This is a genomic window from Burkholderia sp. Ac-20344, from assembly GCF_017104975.1.
Classification (GTDB): Bacteria; Pseudomonadota; Gammaproteobacteria; order Burkholderiales; family Burkholderiaceae; genus Burkholderia.
On the sequence record NZ_JAAGPP010000037.1, the window covers coordinates 27,680 to 43,611 of the forward strand.

Sequence of the window (15,932 nt, forward strand, 5' to 3'; positions counted from 1 at the left end):
CGCGCCCGACTCAACCGCTATCGCTACAGGAGAGACAGATGGCCATCAACAAGCTTCACGACGAATTCCATCCGCTGGACATGCAGCGCGACTGGCGGCTGCCGGAAGGTTATGACCCGGCATCCGGCGCGCAGGAGCTGATCCTGTCCGGCGCGCTCGACACCGAGCGCAAGCGCGGCAGCCGCACGCGCCTGCTGCGCCTGCCGGCCGGGCTGCACACGAAGAAGCCCTTCGTGCACGACTACTGGGAAGAGGTGTTTCTGGTCGAGGGCGACCTGACCGTCGGCAACGACGAGCACGGCAACGGCGGCACGCCGTTCAAGGGCTACACGTATGCGGTGCGTCCGCCCGGCGCGTGGCACGGCCCGTTCAAGTCGAACGGCGGCTGCGTGCTGCTGGAGATCCACTACTACGACCCGGCGTAAGCACGGCCGATCAACGTCACACGGCGGGCGGCGGCACGCAGTGCGTGCGCTGCCCGCCACGAGGAGCATTCGATGAAAACCATCACGTTCGCGATCGACGGTCGCGACGGCCGCACCGAGCGCGCGATCGCGATCGATACGCTCGTAATCGCGGGCTGGACCGGCCGCGACACGGTCGCCATGGAGAAGCACATCCGCGAGCTGGAGGAGCTCGGCGTCAGGCGTCCGGCGACGACGCCCGTGTTCTACCGCGTCGCGGCCGATCGTCTCGATCCGTCATCCGCGATCCAGGTATCGGGCGGGCAGAGCAGCGGCGAAGCGGAATTCGTGCTGGTGCGCGACGGTGGCGAGACGTTCGTCGGCATCGCGTCCGACCACACCGACCGCGAGGTCGAGACCTACGGGATCACCGTGTCGAAGCAGATGTGCGGCAAGCCGTGCGCGAACACGCTGTGGAAGTTCGACGACGTGGCCGGGCACTGGGATCAGCTCGTGCTGCGCGCTTACGCGACGATCGACGGCGAGCGCGTGCTTTATCAGGAAGGCAAGGTGACCGCGATGCGTGCACCGGACGATCTGCTCGCGCAGTTCGCGCGCCATGACGGCCGCTTCGTCGACGGCACCGCGATGCTGTGCGGCACGCTCGCTGCGATCGGCGGCATCCGGCCGGCCGAGCGTTTCGAGGTCGAGCTGGAGGATCCGGTGCTGGGCCGCACGCTGCGGCATGCGTACGCGGTGGACACGCTGCCCGTGGCGGGCTGACACGGTAGAAGAACGCACGCGCGTTCACGTGCGGCAGATTGCGATGATCTCCGCGCTGGTTGCGTCGTCGAACGGCGCGTGCTGCCAGTCGCCGTACCAGCCGGCTGACGAGAATCCGGCTGCGATCACGCGCGCCTGCAGTTCGGGCTGTGCGATGAAGCGCAGCCGGCTCGTGTTCGTGAGCACCGTATCGTCGCGGCGGAAGCGGTAGTGCGTGGCGAACGTCACGACCGCGCCGTCTACGGAGCGCACCGCATGATGAAGGTCGACGATGCCCGATTCGCGCGATTCGACGCTGCGTGCCGAATGCGCCGGCGTCCATGTGCGCCACGGCGCGATGCGCGGGTTGCGGGTCTCGAACAGGAAACGGCCGCCTTCGGCAAGCACGCGCCGCACGCCGCGCAGCGTCGTATCGATTTCGGTGTCGGTCAGCAGGCACTGGAACGCATGCCCGGTCATCACGACCGCATCGAACCGCGCGCCGGGCGGCAGGCCGTCGAGCCCGCACGCGAGCCAGCGCACGGCGTCGGCGCCCGGCTGGCGTCGGGCGTATTCGATCATCGCCGGTGCGGGATCGATCGCGACGACGTCGTGCCCGGCCGCCGCGAGCCGGCGCGCGAACGTGCCGGTGCCGCAGCCGAGATCGAGGATGCGTTGCCGCGCGGCGCCGATCTCGGAGGCGTAGAACGCGAAATCCCGATCGCCCGCGTTGAACAGGTCGTACGCCGCGACGAGGCGCGGGTCGGTATAGAGGGCTTCGCCGGCGGGCGCCGCGGCGGACGTCATGCGGCTACGCGTGTCAACGCTGCTGCACCGCCACCCGCAGCCCGAGCGCGATGAAGATCGAGCCGATGATCTTCCCCTGCCAGCGCGTGAGCCACGTGAGCCGCTTCACGATGCGGCCGAGCGGGCGGATCGAGCACGCGATCAGCGTCGTGTAGAGCGAGCTGAGCACGACGAAGATCAGCCCGAGCACGGCGAACTGCACGAACGTCGAGCCGCGTTCCGGATGCACGAACTGCGGCATGAACGCGAGGAAGAACAGCGCGGTCTTCGGATTCAGGACTTCGGCGGGAATCGCCTGCAGGTACGCCTTGAGCGGCGTGACGGGCGATACGCTCGGCAGCGACGGATCGGACGGTTTCTCCAGCAGCGCGCGCACGCCGAGGTAGATCAGGTACGCGGCGCCGACACCCTTCACGACGTTGAACGCGAGCGCCGACGTCATCAGCAGCGCCGACAAACCGACGGCCGCGAACAGCGTATGCACGAAGTCGCCGCTCGCGACGCCGAGACCGGTCAGGATGCCGGTCTTGCGGCCGCCCTGCACGGTGCGGCTCAGCACGAGCAGCACGGCGGGGCCGGGGATCAGGAACAGGCCCAGGACGACGGCAGTGAAGGTGGTCAGCGTGGTCAGGTCGAACATGGCGGCTCCGGCAGGTGGGCGCAGCGGCGGGGGATCGGGGCATTGTATTCGCTTCGGCGTGCGGCTGCCGACGCGGCACGGGCAGCGTCCCGGTGGCAGGGCCGCACCGGCACCTTTCTGGTATAAGCACGAAAGGGCGCGCGGGCAGCGCGTCCGGCTTCCTCCATCGTCCACCGTTTCATGCGCAAGCTTCCTCCGACCACCGATCCCGCAGCGGATGACGAAGTCTTCCACGTGCCGCGCCCGCTCGTCGTGTTCGGCGGCTCGGTCGTCGAGCCCGAATGGCGGCTCGAGCGGCACAGCCATCCGCAGGCGCAACTGCTCTACACGCTGAGCGGCGTCATCTATTGCGAGATCGACGGCGGCGTGTGGAGCGCGCCGCCGCAATGCATGGTGTGGATTCCGGGCGATGTCCCGCATGCGGCGCGCGGCTCGGCCGGTGCGACGTTCTACGCGGTGCTGGTCGAACCGGACGCCGCGCTCGACCTGCCCGCGCGCTGCTGCACGCTGTCGGTGTCGCCGCTGCTGCGCGAGCTGCTGCTGAAGGCGGCGAGCTTTCCGAACCTGTACGACGTCGACGGTCCGCAGGGGCGATTGATCGCGACGCTGCTCGACGAACTCGTGGCGGCGCCGGTCGAGGATCTGTACTTGCCGATGCCGTCCGATCGCCGGCTGCGCAAGCTGATCGACCATCTGCTCGACGATCCGGCCGACAAGTCGCCGCTGCCCGAACTCGCGCGGCGCGCGGGCGTCAGCGAGCGCAGCCTGACGCGGCTCGCGGCGAAAGAGCTCGGGATGAGCCTCGGCGACTGGCGCCGGCGGCTGCATGTCGCGCTGTCGCTGTGGATGCTGACGACCGGCCGCCGCGTGCACCAGATCGCGATCGATCTCGGCTACGAGAGCGCAAGCAGCTTCGTGACGATGTTCCGCAAGGCGACCGGCAAGTCGCCGACGCAATTCCTGACCGACCGGCAACGCTGAACGTTGAAGTCCGCGTCGCGATATGTGCGCGATTGGCCGGATTGAGCAAGCGGTTGGCCGGGACGATAAATGACGCGCCGGGCCTCGCTCCGTAAAATGAGAATCGTTCTCATCTGGAGGCCGACATGCAGATCTTCACGACCGAATTCCCGTTTGTCTGGTTGCGTTACACCGGTTCGACGTACACCGACCCCGCCCGCCTGATCGCCGAACTCGACGCGTTGCTGGCGCGTCGCGAACCGTTCGTTCTTCTGACCGACGATGCGCCGTCCGGCGACGATCGCGGTGCCGACGATCACGAACTGCGCAAGCAACTCGCGAAGTGGAGCAAGGCCAACCGCGCGCAGTCGCGCGAATGGATCCCCGCGATGATCGCGATCGAGCCCGATGCGGCGCGGCGCGTGGCGCTCAATGCGTTTTCTGGCGCGTTCGAGAAGGTGTGGGGCTATCCGCTGAACGCGGCAGCAACCCGCGACGACGCGCTCGCGCTGGCGCGGCGGCTGCTCGACGCACCGGTGCGCGGCGCCGTGGCAGCGAACGGCTGAACCGTCTGCCGCGCCGGCGGCGCGGCGTTCCTCGACACGCACGCCCGGCGCGCAAGCGCGCGCCGGGGCATGCGTCAAACTTGCAGGGGTGTCCGGTGGACAATCCGATCCGCGCGATGCGCATCTTTACGCGCATCGTCGAAATGAACAGCTTTACGCGCGCGGCGCAGGCGCTCGGCATTTCGCGCGCTACCGCGACGCGGACCGTGCAGGAGCTCGAAACGGCGCTCGGCATGCCTTTGCTGGTGCGCACGACGCGCGCGCTGCGGGCGACGCCCGAAGGCGACGCGTATTACCGGCGCTGCGTGCGCATCACGGCGGACGTCGACGAGCTCGAAGCCAGCATCCGCGGCGCCGCGCTGCATCCGAGCGGGCCGCTGCGTGTCGAGCTGCCGGCGGCGGTGGCGGACGCGATCGTGCTGCCGGCGCTCGGCGAGTTTCATGCCCGGCATCCCGATCTGATGCTGATGTTGGGCGTGTCCGGGCGCGCGGCCGATCGCGTCGGCGACGCGGTCGACTGCAGCGTCCGGCTCGGCGAGTTGCCCGATTCGTCGCTCGTCGCGCGCCGGCTCGGCATGCTCGAGCGCGTGACCTGCGCGAGCCCCGCGTATCTCGACCGCCACGGTGCCCCGCGCACGCTCGACGATCTGGCGGTGCATCGCACGGTCAGCGCGTCGGCGGTTTCGGGCCAGCGCATGGCCGAACTCGATTTCCTCGTCGATGGCGCGGTGCGCAAGGTGCGGCTCGACGGGATCGTCAGCGTGGACGACGAGCAGGCGTATCTGGCGTGCGGCGTGCACGGTCTCGGGCTGATCCAGCCGCCGCGCGTCGCCGCGCAGCCGCTGATCGACGCGGGACGGTTGCGGGAAGTGCTGCCGCGCTGGCAGCCCGACGCGATCGCGGTGTCGGCCGTCTACGTGAAGCGCCCGCACGTGTCGCCCGGCGTGCGCGCGTTCGTCGACTGGATCGCCGAGCGTTTCGAAGCGGCGGTAAGCGACCATGTGGGCATGGTCGCTGCACGGGTGTGGCGGCCGATGGCTGACGCTGTGGGCGGAGTCGATCGGGTGGATGAGGAGGTGGCCCTCGCTTGAGCCGCGAGCATCGAATCAGGCGGGTTCAATCGCTTGCAAGGTGGAACGCGGGGCTCATGCGTTCCTGCTCGCGGGCGGAAAGCCCGAATCCCGTCGCCAGTGTTCCCCATTGATCGACGATGTTGTGGAAGCTGTCGATGAGCTCGTCGGGTTGCCTTGGGGACGCGGTCGGTGGAAGCCACGTGCGGTTTCGCGCGGCTGCCGGTTCATATGAAAGAGCCAATATCCTGGCTTTTTTTGACGAAATAGCTGAAATATTGGCTCTTTTGATCGAGATGCACGCCTGTCTCTCCCGGATCGACATGCATTGTTTCCTGCGTCCCGCTTACCCTCCCAGCTCCCCCGCCAGAAAATCGACGAACGCCCGAATCCGTGTGGACATCTGGTGGCGCTGCGCGTACACCGCATAGATGTCGGCGCTCGGCGTTTCGTGGTCGGGCAGCACGACGACCAGGCGGCCGTCGGCGAGATAGTCGCGCAGATCCCATTCCGCGCGCATCAGGATCCCGTGCCCGTCGAGCGCCCACTTCACGGCGATCTCGCCGTCGTTCGTCGTCAGGTTGCCGTTGATTCTCACGGCCTCCGTGTGGCGTGCCGCGCCGCGTCCGCTCGTCAGGCGCCAGACGCCGTAACTCTCGTCGCCTTGCCGGATGCCGATGCAGTTGTGCCGCGTCAGGTCATGCGGCGTGCCGGGTGTGCCGTGCCGCGCGAGATACGCGGGCGCCGCGCACAGCAGCCGGCGGTTCGGCGCGAGCCGCCGTGCGACGACGCGCGTATCGGGCGGCTCGCCGAAGCGGATGCACACGTCGAACGCGTCGTCGGTGAGCGGCGGCGGCATCACCGACAACTGCAGTTGCACCGACACTTCCGGATAGCGCGCGACGAAGCGCGAGATCGCGGGGCCGACGTGGCCGCGCCCGAAGCCGAGCGTCGCGTTCACGCGCAGCAGCCCCTTCGGGCGCTGCTTCGCGCTGCCGAGCAGTTCGCCGAGTTCGTCCATCTGGTCGAGGATCCGGCGCGCGTAATCGAGATACACGTCGCCTTCGGGTGTCAGCATCATCCGCCGCGTCGTGCGGTTCACGAGCGTCACGCCCGCGCGCCGCTCCATCTGCGTGAGCCGCTTGCTGACGGCCGCCGCGGTCAGCCCGAGTTCGCGCGCGGCCGCGCTCAGGCTGCCCGACGCGGCCAGCGTCGAGAAGAAGCCGAGATCGGCCGGCTGGACGGTATCCGTCATGACGGAATTCGTGAATTGAAGTTAAAGATGCTTTGAGTCTAGCACCGGTTCCCGCATTTCTGGTTCGGTAAAGTGCATCCACGCTGACGATCAATCGAGGATGTGCGCATGAAGACCTACCGTATCGCAACGATTCCCGGCGACGGGATCGGCAAGGAAGTGGTGCCTGCGGCCAAGCAGGTGCTGGAAGCGCTGGCCCGCGGCAGCGACCGCTTTGCGTTCGCGTTCGAGGATTTCGACTGGGGCGCCGATTACTACCGCCAGCACGGCGCGATGATGCCGGCCGACGGCCTCGACGCATTGCGCGGCAAGGACGCGATCCTGTTCGGCTCGGCGGGCGACCCCGACGTGCCCGATCACGTGACGCTGTGGGGGCTGCGCCTGAAGATCTGCCAGGGCTTCGACCAGTACGCGAACGTGCGCCCGACGCGCATCCTGCCCGGCATCGACGCGCCGCTGAAGCGCTGCGGGCCCGGCGACCTGAACTGGGTGATCGTCCGCGAGAATTCCGAAGGCGAGTACGCGGGCGTCGGCGGGCGCGTGCACCAGGGGCATCCGATCGAAGCCGCGACCGACGTGTCGATTCTCACGCGTGCCGGCGTCGAACGCATCATGCGCTTCGCGTTCCGGCTCGCGCAGTCGCGCCCGCGCAAGCTGCTGACCGTGATCACGAAGAGCAATGCGCAGCGGCACGCGATGGTGATGTGGGACGAGATCGCGAAGCAGGTCGCGCAGGAATTTCCCGACGTGACCTGGGACAAGGAACTCGTCGACGCGGCGACCGCGCGCATGGTCAACCGGCCGGCATCGCTCGACACGATCGTCGCGACCAACCTGCACGCGGACATCCTCAGCGATCTCGCGGCCGCGCTCGCCGGCAGCCTCGGCATCGCGCCGACCGGCAACATCGATCCCGAGCGCCGCTATCCGTCGATGTTCGAGCCGATCCACGGCTCCGCGTTCGACATCATGGGCAAGGGGCTCGCGAATCCGGTCGGCACGTTCTGGTCGGTCGTGATGCTGCTCGAGCATCTCGGCGAGACGGATGCCGCCGCGCGCGTGATGCAGGCGATCGAGGCGGTGACGGCCGACCCGTCGCTGCATACGCGCGATCTCGGCGGCAGCGCGACGACCGTGCAGGTGACGGCGGCCGTCTGCGAGCGCGTCGCGCACGCGGCGGTCGCAGCCTGACGACACGGGCGGCGATGTACAGGCGGGCCGCGACGTAGCGGCTCGCGGCGGCGCGCGTGCGCAACCGGCAACCGGCCGTCGCCTGTTCATCGTCCCCCGGATTTTCCTGCCCGCGACTCGCGCATCCGACGCGAGCCGGGCGCCGGCCTGCGCGCTTCGCCGCGGCGCCGGCGTGCATTCACACAGAGCACGACTCGACGACTCGACGGCTCGACCTCGAAGGAGGAGACACATGCAAGCGGATCTGGAAACGCGCGTCGCGCGGAAACTGATGTGGCGCATCATTCCGTTCGTGATGCTGCTTTACTTCGTCAGCTTTCTCGATCGCGTCAACGTCGGCTTCGCCGCGATGACGATGAACAAGGCGATCGGCCTGTCGCCGACCGCGTTCGGGTTCGGCGGCGGCCTGTTCTTCATCGGCTACTTCCTGTTCGAAGTGCCGTCCAACCTGATTCTTCATCGCGTCGGCGCGCGCATCTGGATCGCGCGCGTGATGATCACGTGGGGGATCGTGTCGGCCGTGTCCGCGTTCGCAGCCGGCCCGACGAGCTTCTACGTGCTGCGCTTCCTGCTCGGCATGGCCGAAGCCGGATTCTTTCCCGGCATCATCCTGTACCTGAGCCTGTGGTTTCCCGCGAAGCAGCGCGCGGTGGCCGCCGCGTGGTTCATGGCGGCCGCGCCGATCTCGACCGCGATCGGTTCGCCGCTGTCGGGCGCGATCATGCAGATGCCGCCGATGTTCGGGCTCGCCGACTGGCAGATGCTGTACATCATCGAAGCGCTGCCGGCGGTCGTGCTCGGCTTCGTCGTGCTCAGGTGCCTGACCGATTCGCCGTCGAAGGCCGCGTGGCTCCAGGCGGACGAGCGCGACTGGCTGGTCGCGAAGCTGAAAGCCGAAGCCGATGCGCGCCACACGCATGCCGGCCATACGGCCGGCGCGTGGCAGGCGCTGCGCGACCCGCGCGTACTGGCGCTTGCGCTGATCTACTTCGGCACGTCGGCGGGGTTGTACACGCTCGGCCTGTGGGCGCCGCTGATGGTCAAGCAGTTCGGTTTCACCGCGCTGCAGACGGGTTTGCTCACCGGGATTCCGAGCATCGCCGCCGTCGTCGCGATGATCGTCTGGGCGCGGCACTCGGATCGTACCGGCGAGCGCACGTGGCACGTCGTGATTCCGTGCGTGCTCGCATGCATCGGCTTCGTGTTCGCGGGGCAGGCGAGCACCGCGCTGCTGACCGTGCTCGCGCTGGTCGTCGTCAACATCGGCATCAGCGCCGCGAAGGCGCCGCTGTGGGCGATGCCGAGCGCGTTCCTGTCCGGTGCCGGCGCGGCGGCCGGCATCGCGATGATCAACTCGATCGGCAATCTCGGCGGGTTCGTCGGGCCGTTCGCGATCGGCTGGCTGAAGCATGTGACGGGCGGGTATGCGGCGGGGCTCTACGTGGTGGCAGGCACGCTCGCGGTGTCGGCGGTCGTCACGCTGATGCTGAGCCGCAAGGGCGCCAGGGAATCGGTCGCGTCGGGCGTGCGGCATCACTCGTAGGCGCGACGCTTGCATCGAAACGCCGGACGGTCGCGCATGACGTGCGCCCGTCCGGCTTCACGCGTCGTGCCGCTCGATCAGCTGTGCGTGAGCGTCAGCGCATAGAACTTCACGACGGTGCCGGGCGTCGTCAGCGGCGTGCCGGACACGGCGGTCTGGTCGTAGTCGCCTGCCTTGAAGTAGAAGCTTTCGCCGTCGAAGCTCGAATCCATCGTGAAAGTCCTGGTCGTGCCGTTCACCGTGACGGTGATCGTCGTGCCGCTCAGGCTCAGCGCGTAGCTGAATTGCTTGCCGACACCGACCGTCGTGATCGGCGTGGTCGTCGACTTGCCGCCCTGGTTGGTGCTTTCGAGCAGCAGCTGCACGACGCCGCCGGACGTGAACTGCAGCTCGCACAGCGGCTTGCTCGGGCCGGTGCCCTGGAAGATCTGGCCGATCGCCGTGTGATCGGGCACCTGCGTGACGGCCACCGTCGCATTCAGCCGGTTCGTGCCGGAGGTCGGCCAGATCGCGTTCTCGCGCAGCTCCGTGCGCGGATGCAGCGAGCCGGACGTCGTCCAGCCCTGCGTCGGGTCCATCATCACCATCGCTCCGTCGCTGGCGTCCGTGTAGAAATACGTCGGGTTCACGTAGCCGCCCGCGAGCGACGAACCGCTCACCGTGTCGACCTTGCCGGACGAGCCGGTCGGCAACTGCAGCGTGAACGGCGCAAGGTTGAAGTTCGAGCCGGGCGGGTTCGACGGGCTGAGCGCCATCGCGGTGGCCTGCTGGCGGGCGGCGGTAGCCGGGCTGGCCGGATCGTCGCCGCCGCACGCGGACAGGCACGCAACGGACAGAACGGCGACGGCGCACGGGATGATCCTGTTCTTCATGGTGTCTCTCTCTGATGGTCCGTGGCTGGGCGCCACGTTGTGGATAACGTTTTCCTTTTTTGGCGTGCGATCGTCGAAACGAGATCGGTCGCCCGTAGAAAGCACTCCAAAATACAGAAAGCGGGTGTGGCTCGACGGTGAATAAAAAAGATGCAGCGTATCGCGGATAATGGAGCTTTCGATCGGCTTTCCGGGTGTCTGGATCGGCCGATCGGGAACGATGCTAGCAAGAGGCGCTAAAAGAGTAAACGTTTTCCTTCTTGGGTAATGTAGCGCTTTGCCGCCGGGTCGCGGCAAGCGCGATTCGTGTATCGGCGTGACGTGCGCGTGCGGGCGTTACGACTTCGTCGCCGTGACGTGCTGCGCGATACGCGCCGCGCAAGCGTCGGGCGTCGCGTCGGACGTATCGAGCACCAACTGGCTGAATGGCCGCGACGCATAGCCTTCGCGATACATCTCGGCGATCCGGTTCCGCTCCCAGTCCGTCAATGCACGCGAGCCGCGATCGGACGCGGCGATCGCTTCAGGCGGCGCGAGCGTGACGACGAACAACCGCGCATCACGCGCATCGCAGGCGGCGCGCAGCCGCTCGAATTCCGTTTCGCCGATCGGATAGGCGATGACCAGGTGACGCTCGCGGGCTGCCGTGATCTGCGTGACGAGACGTTCGAGCGCGATCGCCCACTGCACGTCGAACGGTGCATCTTCGGGCGCATCGTGATCGTCGCCGTCGATGAAGCGCGCGTCGGGCAGCACGCGTGCGAGTGCGAGACCGATGGTCGTCTTGCCGCTGTTGATCGGGCCGTTCAGGTGGATGACGGTAAGGGCGGTCATGAATGAGCGCTGGAATCGGAAGACTCGCAGCTTGCCATGACTGGCGCGGTGGTGCAGGGCCGTTGGTGCGTCGAGCGGTGTGATGCGATTGCGGAAGGGGAAGCGGAACGGCGGGGGAGAGGCGGAGGGAGCGGCAGGCTGCGTGCGCGAAGAGGATACGCCCACGCAACCTGCCCGGCCGTGCCGCATCGAGCGATGCGGCACGGCGTCGAGCGGAGCGACTTACTTGTCGTCGCCCTTGATCTGCGGCAGCGCCGACGATTCGCCCGGCGTCAGCAGGCCGACTTGCGAATACACGCGCAGCTTGTCGCGGGTATCGGTGATGTCGAGGTTGCGCATCGTCAGCTGGCCGATCCGGTCGCGCGGCGAGAACGTCGACGCCACCTTCTCCATCGACAGGCGTTCCGGCTGGTACGTGAGGTTCGGCGACTTCGTGCTCAGGATCGAGTAGTCGTTGCCGCGGCGCAGTTCGATCTTCACTTCGCCGGTGATCGCGCGTGCGACCCAGCGTTGCGCGGTTTCGCGCAGCATGATCGCCTGCGGGTCGAACCAGCGGCCCTGGTACAGCAGGCGGCCGAGGCGGCGGCCGTTCTCGCGGTATTGCTCGATCGTGTCTTCGTTGTGGATGCCGGTGACGAGACGCTCGTACGCGATGTACAGCAGCGCGAGGCCCGGGGCTTCATAGATGCCGCGGCTCTTCGCCTCGATGATGCGGTTCTCGATCTGGTCGCTCATGCCGAGGCCGTGGCGGCCGCCGATGCGGTTCGCTTCGAGCAGCAGCTCGACCGGGTCGGTGAACTCGACGCCGTTCAGCGCGACCGGCTGGCCGGCTTCGAAGCGCACCGTCACTTCTTCCGCGGCGATCTTCACGTCGTCGCGCCAGAACGCGACGCCCATGATCGGGTTCACGATCTTGATGCCGCTTTCGAGGCTTTCGAGATCCTTCGCTTCGTGCGTCGCGCCGAGCAGGTTCGAATCGGTCGAGTAGGCTTTCTCGGCCGACATCTTGTACGCGAAACCGGCCTGGTTCATGAATTCGGACATTTCGGCACGGCCGCCGAGCTCGTCGATGAACGTCTGGTCGAGCCACGGCTTGTAGATCTTCAGATCCGGGTTCACGAGCAGGCCGTAGCGGTAGAAGCGCTCGATGTCGTTGCCCTTGTACGTGCTGCCGTCGCCCCAGATGTTGACGCCGTCTTCCTTCATCGCGGCGACGAGCATCGTGCCCGTCACGGCGCGGCCGATCGGCGTGGTATTGAAGTACGTGACGCCGGCCGTCGTGATGTGGAACGCGCCGCTTTGCAGCGCCGCGATGCCTTCGGCGACGAGCTGCGCGCGGCAGTCGATCAGGCGGGCGCCGGCTGCGCCGTATTCGATCGCGCGTTTCGGGATCGCGTCGTAATCGTCTTCGTCGGGCTGGCCGAGGTTCGCCGTGTATGCGTACGGGACGGCGCCCTTGAGTTTCATCCAGTGCAGCGCTGCGCTGGTGTCCAGGCCGCCGGAGAAGGCGATACCGACCTTCTGGCCGGTCGGGAGGCTTTCGAGAATCGTGCTCATAGGAATTACCGTGGATTGAAGCCGGTGGGATCGTATTTCGCGGAATATGCGAGTATCGGCTGTCCGGGAGGTTGGGGCAAGGGCTGATTTTCGTGCGGAACCGTCGTCCGGCCTGTCGCGGCGGGCCTGGCGGGCGGTTAACCGGGTGGAGAACGCCATGCCGGACGGCGTTGCATCGCCGCCGAAACACGCGCGGACGCACCGGGCGCCGGCCGGATTTCCGGGGCCGGATCGGCCGTCAACCCGGGTCGCACTCGCCAGTGCGCCGCCTCGCCGCATAGAAAGATATATGAAAGGCTGGCGCGCGAAACCGGAACCTCAGATATTCCACGCCTGCGCGGTATCGAGCAGCCGGTCGCGCAACTGGTCGACTTCCCCGGCCAGCTTGGCCGTGATCGACACGTAGCCGGACAACTGCGGCGGCGGCGCGTCGTGCGGCACGTCCGTCGGCCGGCGGCGCGGGGCGAGCCGGCTCGGCGTGCCGAACTTGAGCGCGCGACTCGCGCCGACCAGCGTGTCGCGGATGCGCCGGTGCACGCCCTTCATCTCGATCCGGGTGTATTCGCGGGCCGCCACGTCGTCGGCGGCCGGCAGCGCGCTCGACAGGATCTCCAGATAACCGATGCACAGGCGCAGGCCGCGCTGAATCGCCTCGAGCTGCGTGACCGGGATATCGCATTCCTTCGACACCGACGGCATCAGCGAGCGCAACTGCACGAGCAGCGCGCTGAGCGCGGCCATTTCCTTCAGGTGCGCGTCGTCGCTCACGTGGCGGTCGCCCGCGAGCCGCGCATGCACGGCCGCGCATGCGCGCAGCGCGTCGGCGAGCTTGTAGCGCCACGAATAGGTCGCGTAGAGCGGCAACGCGAACGAGAACGCCAGCGCGATCACGATGCCGACCAGCACGTTCACCGCGCGCCACAGGCCGTCGACGATCTCGTTGTCGCCGTGCCCAGCGACGATCACCATCGTGATCGCCGACAGCAGCGCGATGTAGCCGGCCTTGCCGATCGCGTGATACGCGCAGATACCGCACCCAACGGCCATCAGCAGGTAGATCGCGAACGGCGCGTGCAGGAACGAGTAGAGGAGGATCAGCCCGAGCCCCGCCAGTGCGCCGATCGACGTGCCGAGCGCGCGCTCGGCCGCCTTCTTGCGGATGTTGCCGTGGTGCTGCAGCCCGCCGACGACGATCAGCACGGTGATCGTCGACCATTCGCCATGCGGCACGTTCAGCCCCGTGGACAGCGCGATCGACGCGAGAATGGCGAGCGCGACGCGCGCCGCATGGATCAGCTTCGCGTGCCGGTAGCGGCGGTACGGGTCGAGCAACGGGCGGAGCACGTTGCGCAGGAGCGGCGGCAGCCGGGTAGGGAACGGGGTGGTCATGGTGGAGCTGGAGTGGCCGGAACGCGCACGGCGGCGTGCGCGGGCCGGCGCCGCGCCGCATGCGCAGCAGACGTAACGCTAGCCGAACGCGGCAGGACTGTCCACGGCGCGGTCGTCCGGCCTGGCCGGCCGTCGCGCGACTCCGCACCCCGTCATGGTGAAGTCATGCGCCCGCGCTGCTCGGCTGCGCTTCCAGCACGCGGTTGCGGCCGCCGGACTTCGCGCGGTACAGCGCCTCGTCGGCACGCCCCAGCAGCGTCGCGGCGCTCAGGCGGCCGTCGTCGGCGGTCGCCGCGCCGATGCTCGCGGTGACACGCCCGTACGGGCTTTGCACGTGCTCGATGTCAAGTTCCGCGATCGCGCGCCGGATGCCCTCGGCGACGGTCAACGCGCCTTGCGCATCGGTGTCGGGCAGCGTGACGACGAATTCCTCGCCGCCGTAGCGCGCGACGTGATCGCTGTCGCGGCGCAGGCAGCGCGACGCGGTCTGCGCGACGCGCCGCAGCACGTCGTCGCCGGCCGGGTGGCCGTAGTAGTCGTTGAACGCCTTGAAGTGATCGACGTCGACGAACAGCACCGACAGCGGGCGGCCGCTGCGCGACGCACGCTGCGCCTCCTTCGCGAGCACCGTGTCGAACGTGCCGCGGTTGTCGAGGCCCGTCAGCGCATCGGTGCGCGCGAGGTGGTACAGCTTCGATTCGGCGACCTGCCGGCGCTTCAGTTCGCGCGACAGCGCCAGCGACCCCCACGCGATGAACCCGGTGAACAGGCACATCAGCACGACGGTCCAGATCGCGCGGTGGCGCCACGGCGCGTAGATGTCGATCTCGGCGGGCGCGACGTCGACGATCAGCGGCAGGCCGGCGAGATGCTTGTAAACATAGACGCGCCGGACGCCGTCGATCGCGCCGGTGCCGGTCAGCGCGCCGTTGCGGGCGCGTTGCGATTCGATGAACAGCGGCGAGTTGTGCAGGTCGAGGCCGACCACGCGCGCGTCGTACGGCAGGCGGGACACGAGCGCGCCGTTGTCCTCGACGATCGCCGCGCTGCCGTGTTTGCCGACCGCGAGGCCGTCGAGCAGCGCGCGGAAGTAGTCGATGCTGAGCGTGCCGACGACGATGCCGGCGAACGTGCCGTCGGGCCGGTTGATCCGGCGGCTGAGCGCGATCGTCAGGGCGCCGCCGCGCAGCCGGGACGCATACGGCCGGCTGATGTAGAGGCCCTGCGCGAGCCCGTCGCGATGCACGCCGAAGTAGTCGCGGTCGGCGAAATTGCCTTGCCGCGCGGGCGACGTGCTCGAATCGATCACGATATTGCCGTGCGCGTCCATCACGAAGATCGACCCGAGATATTCGCCGGTCGACGCGCGGTCGAACAGCAGCCGGTGGCGCTGGCGCGGCGGCAGGGTCATCAGTTCCGGGTCGGCAATGCCGTCGACGACGTTCTGCAGCGACAAATCGTAGAGTTCGATATTGCGCGCGATATCACGTTCGATCAGCAGCATCAGGTTGCGTGCATTTTCGACCGCATGGCCATATGCATCGCGCCGCGTCTCGATCAACAGCGACGTGGAAAGCCCCCAGCTGAAGGTCAACAGCACGATCCCCGCAACGAGTACGCCGCGGGGCGACAGAATGCGTGCCACGATCGACGCGGTATGGCGGCGCAGCGCGGCGGGCAGCGTGAATGACTTCATCCTCGGGGGTGGGGGGCGGCGGATTCTCGCGTCGTTGGCGATTCCGTACGCTGCTTATTTCGAATTGAGCCGCATTATCTCGCGAATTCCTGATATTCGTGCGCGCATGCAAAACACGCATGCGGATTCGGCGATTCGAAACGGTTACGCATCGTTACCGCTTTGCGGATGGGCGATTTGATTTGAATCAAGTGGCGATATCGGGTGTTTTGTCTGACTAATGGCGTGATTACCCGGTGATTTTGTACGTCGGCGCGGTATCGGGAGGATGGCGACAGGGCGGCGGCGAAACACCGGGCGGATCGGAAAACCGGATAGCCATCCATGGCGCGTGGTTTTGACGGCGGCATGCGGCCACGGCCCGCTTCGACGCGCCAACTCCTTGA

At 67.6% G+C, this 15,932-nt stretch carries 17 protein-coding genes; 8 read left to right on the top strand and 9 right to left on the bottom strand.

What is annotated here, in order from left to right; translation table 11 throughout:
* The first annotated feature begins 38 nt into the window (after window positions 1-38).
* Both G3N64_RS14615 and G3N64_RS14620 read left to right on the top strand, forming a co-directional pair.
* Window positions 39-425: a cupin gene (locus G3N64_RS14615; RefSeq protein WP_205784593.1), complete on the top strand. Its 387-nt coding sequence runs from the start codon at window positions 39-41 to the stop codon at window positions 423-425.
* A 72-nt stretch (window positions 426-497) separates the two neighbouring features.
* Window positions 498-1,187: a DUF2848 domain-containing protein gene (locus G3N64_RS14620; RefSeq protein WP_205784594.1), complete on the top strand. Its 690-nt coding sequence runs from the start codon at window positions 498-500 to the stop codon at window positions 1,185-1,187.
* A 24-nt stretch (window positions 1,188-1,211) separates the two neighbouring features.
* Here G3N64_RS14620 and G3N64_RS14625 read toward each other — a convergent pair whose 3' ends face one another.
* Both G3N64_RS14625 and G3N64_RS14630 read right to left on the bottom strand, forming a co-directional pair.
* The gene (locus G3N64_RS14625; protein WP_205784595.1) at window positions 1,212-1,973 is read right to left on the bottom strand and encodes a class I SAM-dependent methyltransferase; all 762 of its coding nucleotides are present in this window, start codon (window positions 1,971-1,973) and stop codon (window positions 1,212-1,214) included.
* A 13-nt stretch (window positions 1,974-1,986) separates the two neighbouring features.
* Window positions 1,987-2,613, bottom strand: coding sequence for a LysE family translocator (locus tag G3N64_RS14630; RefSeq protein ID WP_205784596.1), 627 nt, complete (start codon window positions 2,611-2,613; stop codon window positions 1,987-1,989).
* A gap of 180 nt (window positions 2,614-2,793) precedes the next feature.
* Here G3N64_RS14630 and G3N64_RS14635 point away from each other — a divergent pair, with 180 nt between their 5' ends.
* From G3N64_RS14635 to G3N64_RS14645, 3 genes are all read left to right on the top strand, one after another.
* Window positions 2,794-3,594, top strand: coding sequence for a helix-turn-helix transcriptional regulator (locus G3N64_RS14635; protein WP_205784597.1), 801 nt, complete (start codon window positions 2,794-2,796; stop codon window positions 3,592-3,594).
* A 125-nt stretch (window positions 3,595-3,719) separates the two neighbouring features.
* On the top strand, window positions 3,720-4,139 hold the full coding sequence (locus G3N64_RS14640) for an ATP--cob(I)alamin adenosyltransferase (RefSeq protein WP_205784598.1): 420 nt from the start codon (window positions 3,720-3,722) through the stop codon (window positions 4,137-4,139).
* A gap of 95 nt (window positions 4,140-4,234) precedes the next feature.
* The gene (locus G3N64_RS14645; RefSeq protein WP_346778817.1) at window positions 4,235-5,230 is read left to right on the top strand and encodes a LysR family transcriptional regulator; all 996 of its coding nucleotides are present in this window, start codon (window positions 4,235-4,237) and stop codon (window positions 5,228-5,230) included.
* Window positions 5,231-5,255: 25 nt separating this feature from the next.
* Here G3N64_RS14645 and G3N64_RS14650 read toward each other — a convergent pair whose 3' ends face one another.
* Both G3N64_RS14650 and G3N64_RS14655 read right to left on the bottom strand, forming a co-directional pair.
* Window positions 5,256-5,534: a hypothetical protein gene (locus tag G3N64_RS14650; protein WP_205784599.1), complete on the bottom strand. Its 279-nt coding sequence runs from the start codon at window positions 5,532-5,534 to the stop codon at window positions 5,256-5,258.
* Window positions 5,535-5,555: 21 nt separating this feature from the next.
* Window positions 5,556-6,464, bottom strand: coding sequence for a LysR substrate-binding domain-containing protein (locus tag G3N64_RS14655; protein WP_205784600.1), 909 nt, complete (start codon window positions 6,462-6,464; stop codon window positions 5,556-5,558).
* A 108-nt stretch (window positions 6,465-6,572) separates the two neighbouring features.
* Here G3N64_RS14655 and G3N64_RS14660 point away from each other — a divergent pair, with 108 nt between their 5' ends.
* Both G3N64_RS14660 and G3N64_RS14665 read left to right on the top strand, forming a co-directional pair.
* The gene (locus tag G3N64_RS14660; protein WP_205784601.1) at window positions 6,573-7,655 is read left to right on the top strand and encodes a tartrate dehydrogenase; all 1,083 of its coding nucleotides are present in this window, start codon (window positions 6,573-6,575) and stop codon (window positions 7,653-7,655) included.
* Between the two features lie 232 nt (window positions 7,656-7,887).
* Window positions 7,888-9,198, top strand: a complete 1,311-nt coding sequence (locus tag G3N64_RS14665; protein WP_205784602.1) for an MFS transporter — start codon at window positions 7,888-7,890, stop codon at window positions 9,196-9,198.
* A 77-nt stretch (window positions 9,199-9,275) separates the two neighbouring features.
* Here G3N64_RS14665 and G3N64_RS14670 read toward each other — a convergent pair whose 3' ends face one another.
* From G3N64_RS14670 to G3N64_RS14690, 5 genes are all read right to left on the bottom strand, one after another.
* Complete coding sequence (locus G3N64_RS14670) at window positions 9,276-10,070, bottom strand: polysaccharide lyase family 7 protein (protein ID WP_205784603.1); 795 nt, start codon at window positions 10,068-10,070, stop codon at window positions 9,276-9,278.
* Between the two features lie 336 nt (window positions 10,071-10,406).
* Window positions 10,407-10,904, bottom strand: a complete 498-nt coding sequence (locus G3N64_RS14675) for a shikimate kinase (RefSeq protein ID WP_205784604.1) — start codon at window positions 10,902-10,904, stop codon at window positions 10,407-10,409.
* Between the two features lie 222 nt (window positions 10,905-11,126).
* Entirely contained in the window at window positions 11,127-12,461 is a 1,335-nt protein-coding gene (argG, locus tag G3N64_RS14680) for an argininosuccinate synthase (protein WP_085040753.1), read from the bottom strand.
* A 318-nt stretch (window positions 12,462-12,779) separates the two neighbouring features.
* Window positions 12,780-13,850 (bottom strand): FUSC family protein, encoded by a 1,071-nt coding sequence (locus tag G3N64_RS14685; RefSeq protein ID WP_205784605.1) that lies wholly within the window; start codon window positions 13,848-13,850, stop codon window positions 12,780-12,782.
* 163 nt (window positions 13,851-14,013) lie between these two features.
* Window positions 14,014-15,546: a sensor domain-containing diguanylate cyclase gene (locus tag G3N64_RS14690; RefSeq protein WP_205784606.1), complete on the bottom strand. Its 1,533-nt coding sequence runs from the start codon at window positions 15,544-15,546 to the stop codon at window positions 14,014-14,016.
* Between G3N64_RS14690 and G3N64_RS14695 the strand changes: the two genes are divergently transcribed.
* Window positions 15,485-15,727, top strand: coding sequence for a hypothetical protein (locus G3N64_RS14695; RefSeq protein ID WP_205784620.1), 243 nt, complete (start codon window positions 15,485-15,487; stop codon window positions 15,725-15,727). The two genes, G3N64_RS14690 and G3N64_RS14695, sit on opposite strands and share 62 nt — an antisense overlap.
* The last annotated feature ends 205 nt before the right edge of the window (window positions 15,728-15,932 follow it).

What these genes read in the sequence shown, in the direction of transcription:
- argG (WP_085040753.1), bottom strand. Translation starts at nt 12,461, where the DNA reads ATGAGCACGATTCTCGAAAGCCTCCCGACCGGCCAGAAGGTCGGTATC.
- G3N64_RS14695 (WP_205784620.1), top strand. Translation starts at nt 15,485, where the DNA reads ATGCGTGCCACGATCGACGCGGTATGGCGGCGCAGCGCGGCGGGCAGC.
- G3N64_RS14625 (WP_205784595.1), bottom strand. Translation starts at nt 1,973, where the DNA reads ATGACGTCCGCCGCGGCGCCCGCCGGCGAAGCCCTCTATACCGACCCG.
- G3N64_RS14675 (WP_205784604.1), bottom strand. Translation starts at nt 10,904, where the DNA reads ATGACCGCCCTTACCGTCATCCACCTGAACGGCCCGATCAACAGCGGC.
- G3N64_RS14670 (WP_205784603.1), bottom strand. Translation starts at nt 10,070, where the DNA reads ATGAAGAACAGGATCATCCCGTGCGCCGTCGCCGTTCTGTCCGTTGCG.
- G3N64_RS14635 (WP_205784597.1), top strand. Translation starts at nt 2,794, where the DNA reads ATGCGCAAGCTTCCTCCGACCACCGATCCCGCAGCGGATGACGAAGTC.
- G3N64_RS14630 (WP_205784596.1), bottom strand. Translation starts at nt 2,613, where the DNA reads ATGTTCGACCTGACCACGCTGACCACCTTCACTGCCGTCGTCCTGGGC.
- G3N64_RS14620 (WP_205784594.1), top strand. Translation starts at nt 498, where the DNA reads ATGAAAACCATCACGTTCGCGATCGACGGTCGCGACGGCCGCACCGAG.
- G3N64_RS14615 (WP_205784593.1), top strand. Translation starts at nt 39, where the DNA reads ATGGCCATCAACAAGCTTCACGACGAATTCCATCCGCTGGACATGCAG.
- G3N64_RS14690 (WP_205784606.1), bottom strand. Translation starts at nt 15,546, where the DNA reads ATGAAGTCATTCACGCTGCCCGCCGCGCTGCGCCGCCATACCGCGTCG.
- G3N64_RS14660 (WP_205784601.1), top strand. Translation starts at nt 6,573, where the DNA reads ATGAAGACCTACCGTATCGCAACGATTCCCGGCGACGGGATCGGCAAG.
- G3N64_RS14685 (WP_205784605.1), bottom strand. Translation starts at nt 13,850, where the DNA reads ATGACCACCCCGTTCCCTACCCGGCTGCCGCCGCTCCTGCGCAACGTG.
- G3N64_RS14640 (WP_205784598.1), top strand. Translation starts at nt 3,720, where the DNA reads ATGCAGATCTTCACGACCGAATTCCCGTTTGTCTGGTTGCGTTACACC.
- G3N64_RS14665 (WP_205784602.1), top strand. Translation starts at nt 7,888, where the DNA reads ATGCAAGCGGATCTGGAAACGCGCGTCGCGCGGAAACTGATGTGGCGC.
- G3N64_RS14650 (WP_205784599.1), bottom strand. Translation starts at nt 5,534, where the DNA reads ATGTCGATCCGGGAGAGACAGGCGTGCATCTCGATCAAAAGAGCCAAT.
- G3N64_RS14655 (WP_205784600.1), bottom strand. Translation starts at nt 6,464, where the DNA reads ATGACGGATACCGTCCAGCCGGCCGATCTCGGCTTCTTCTCGACGCTG.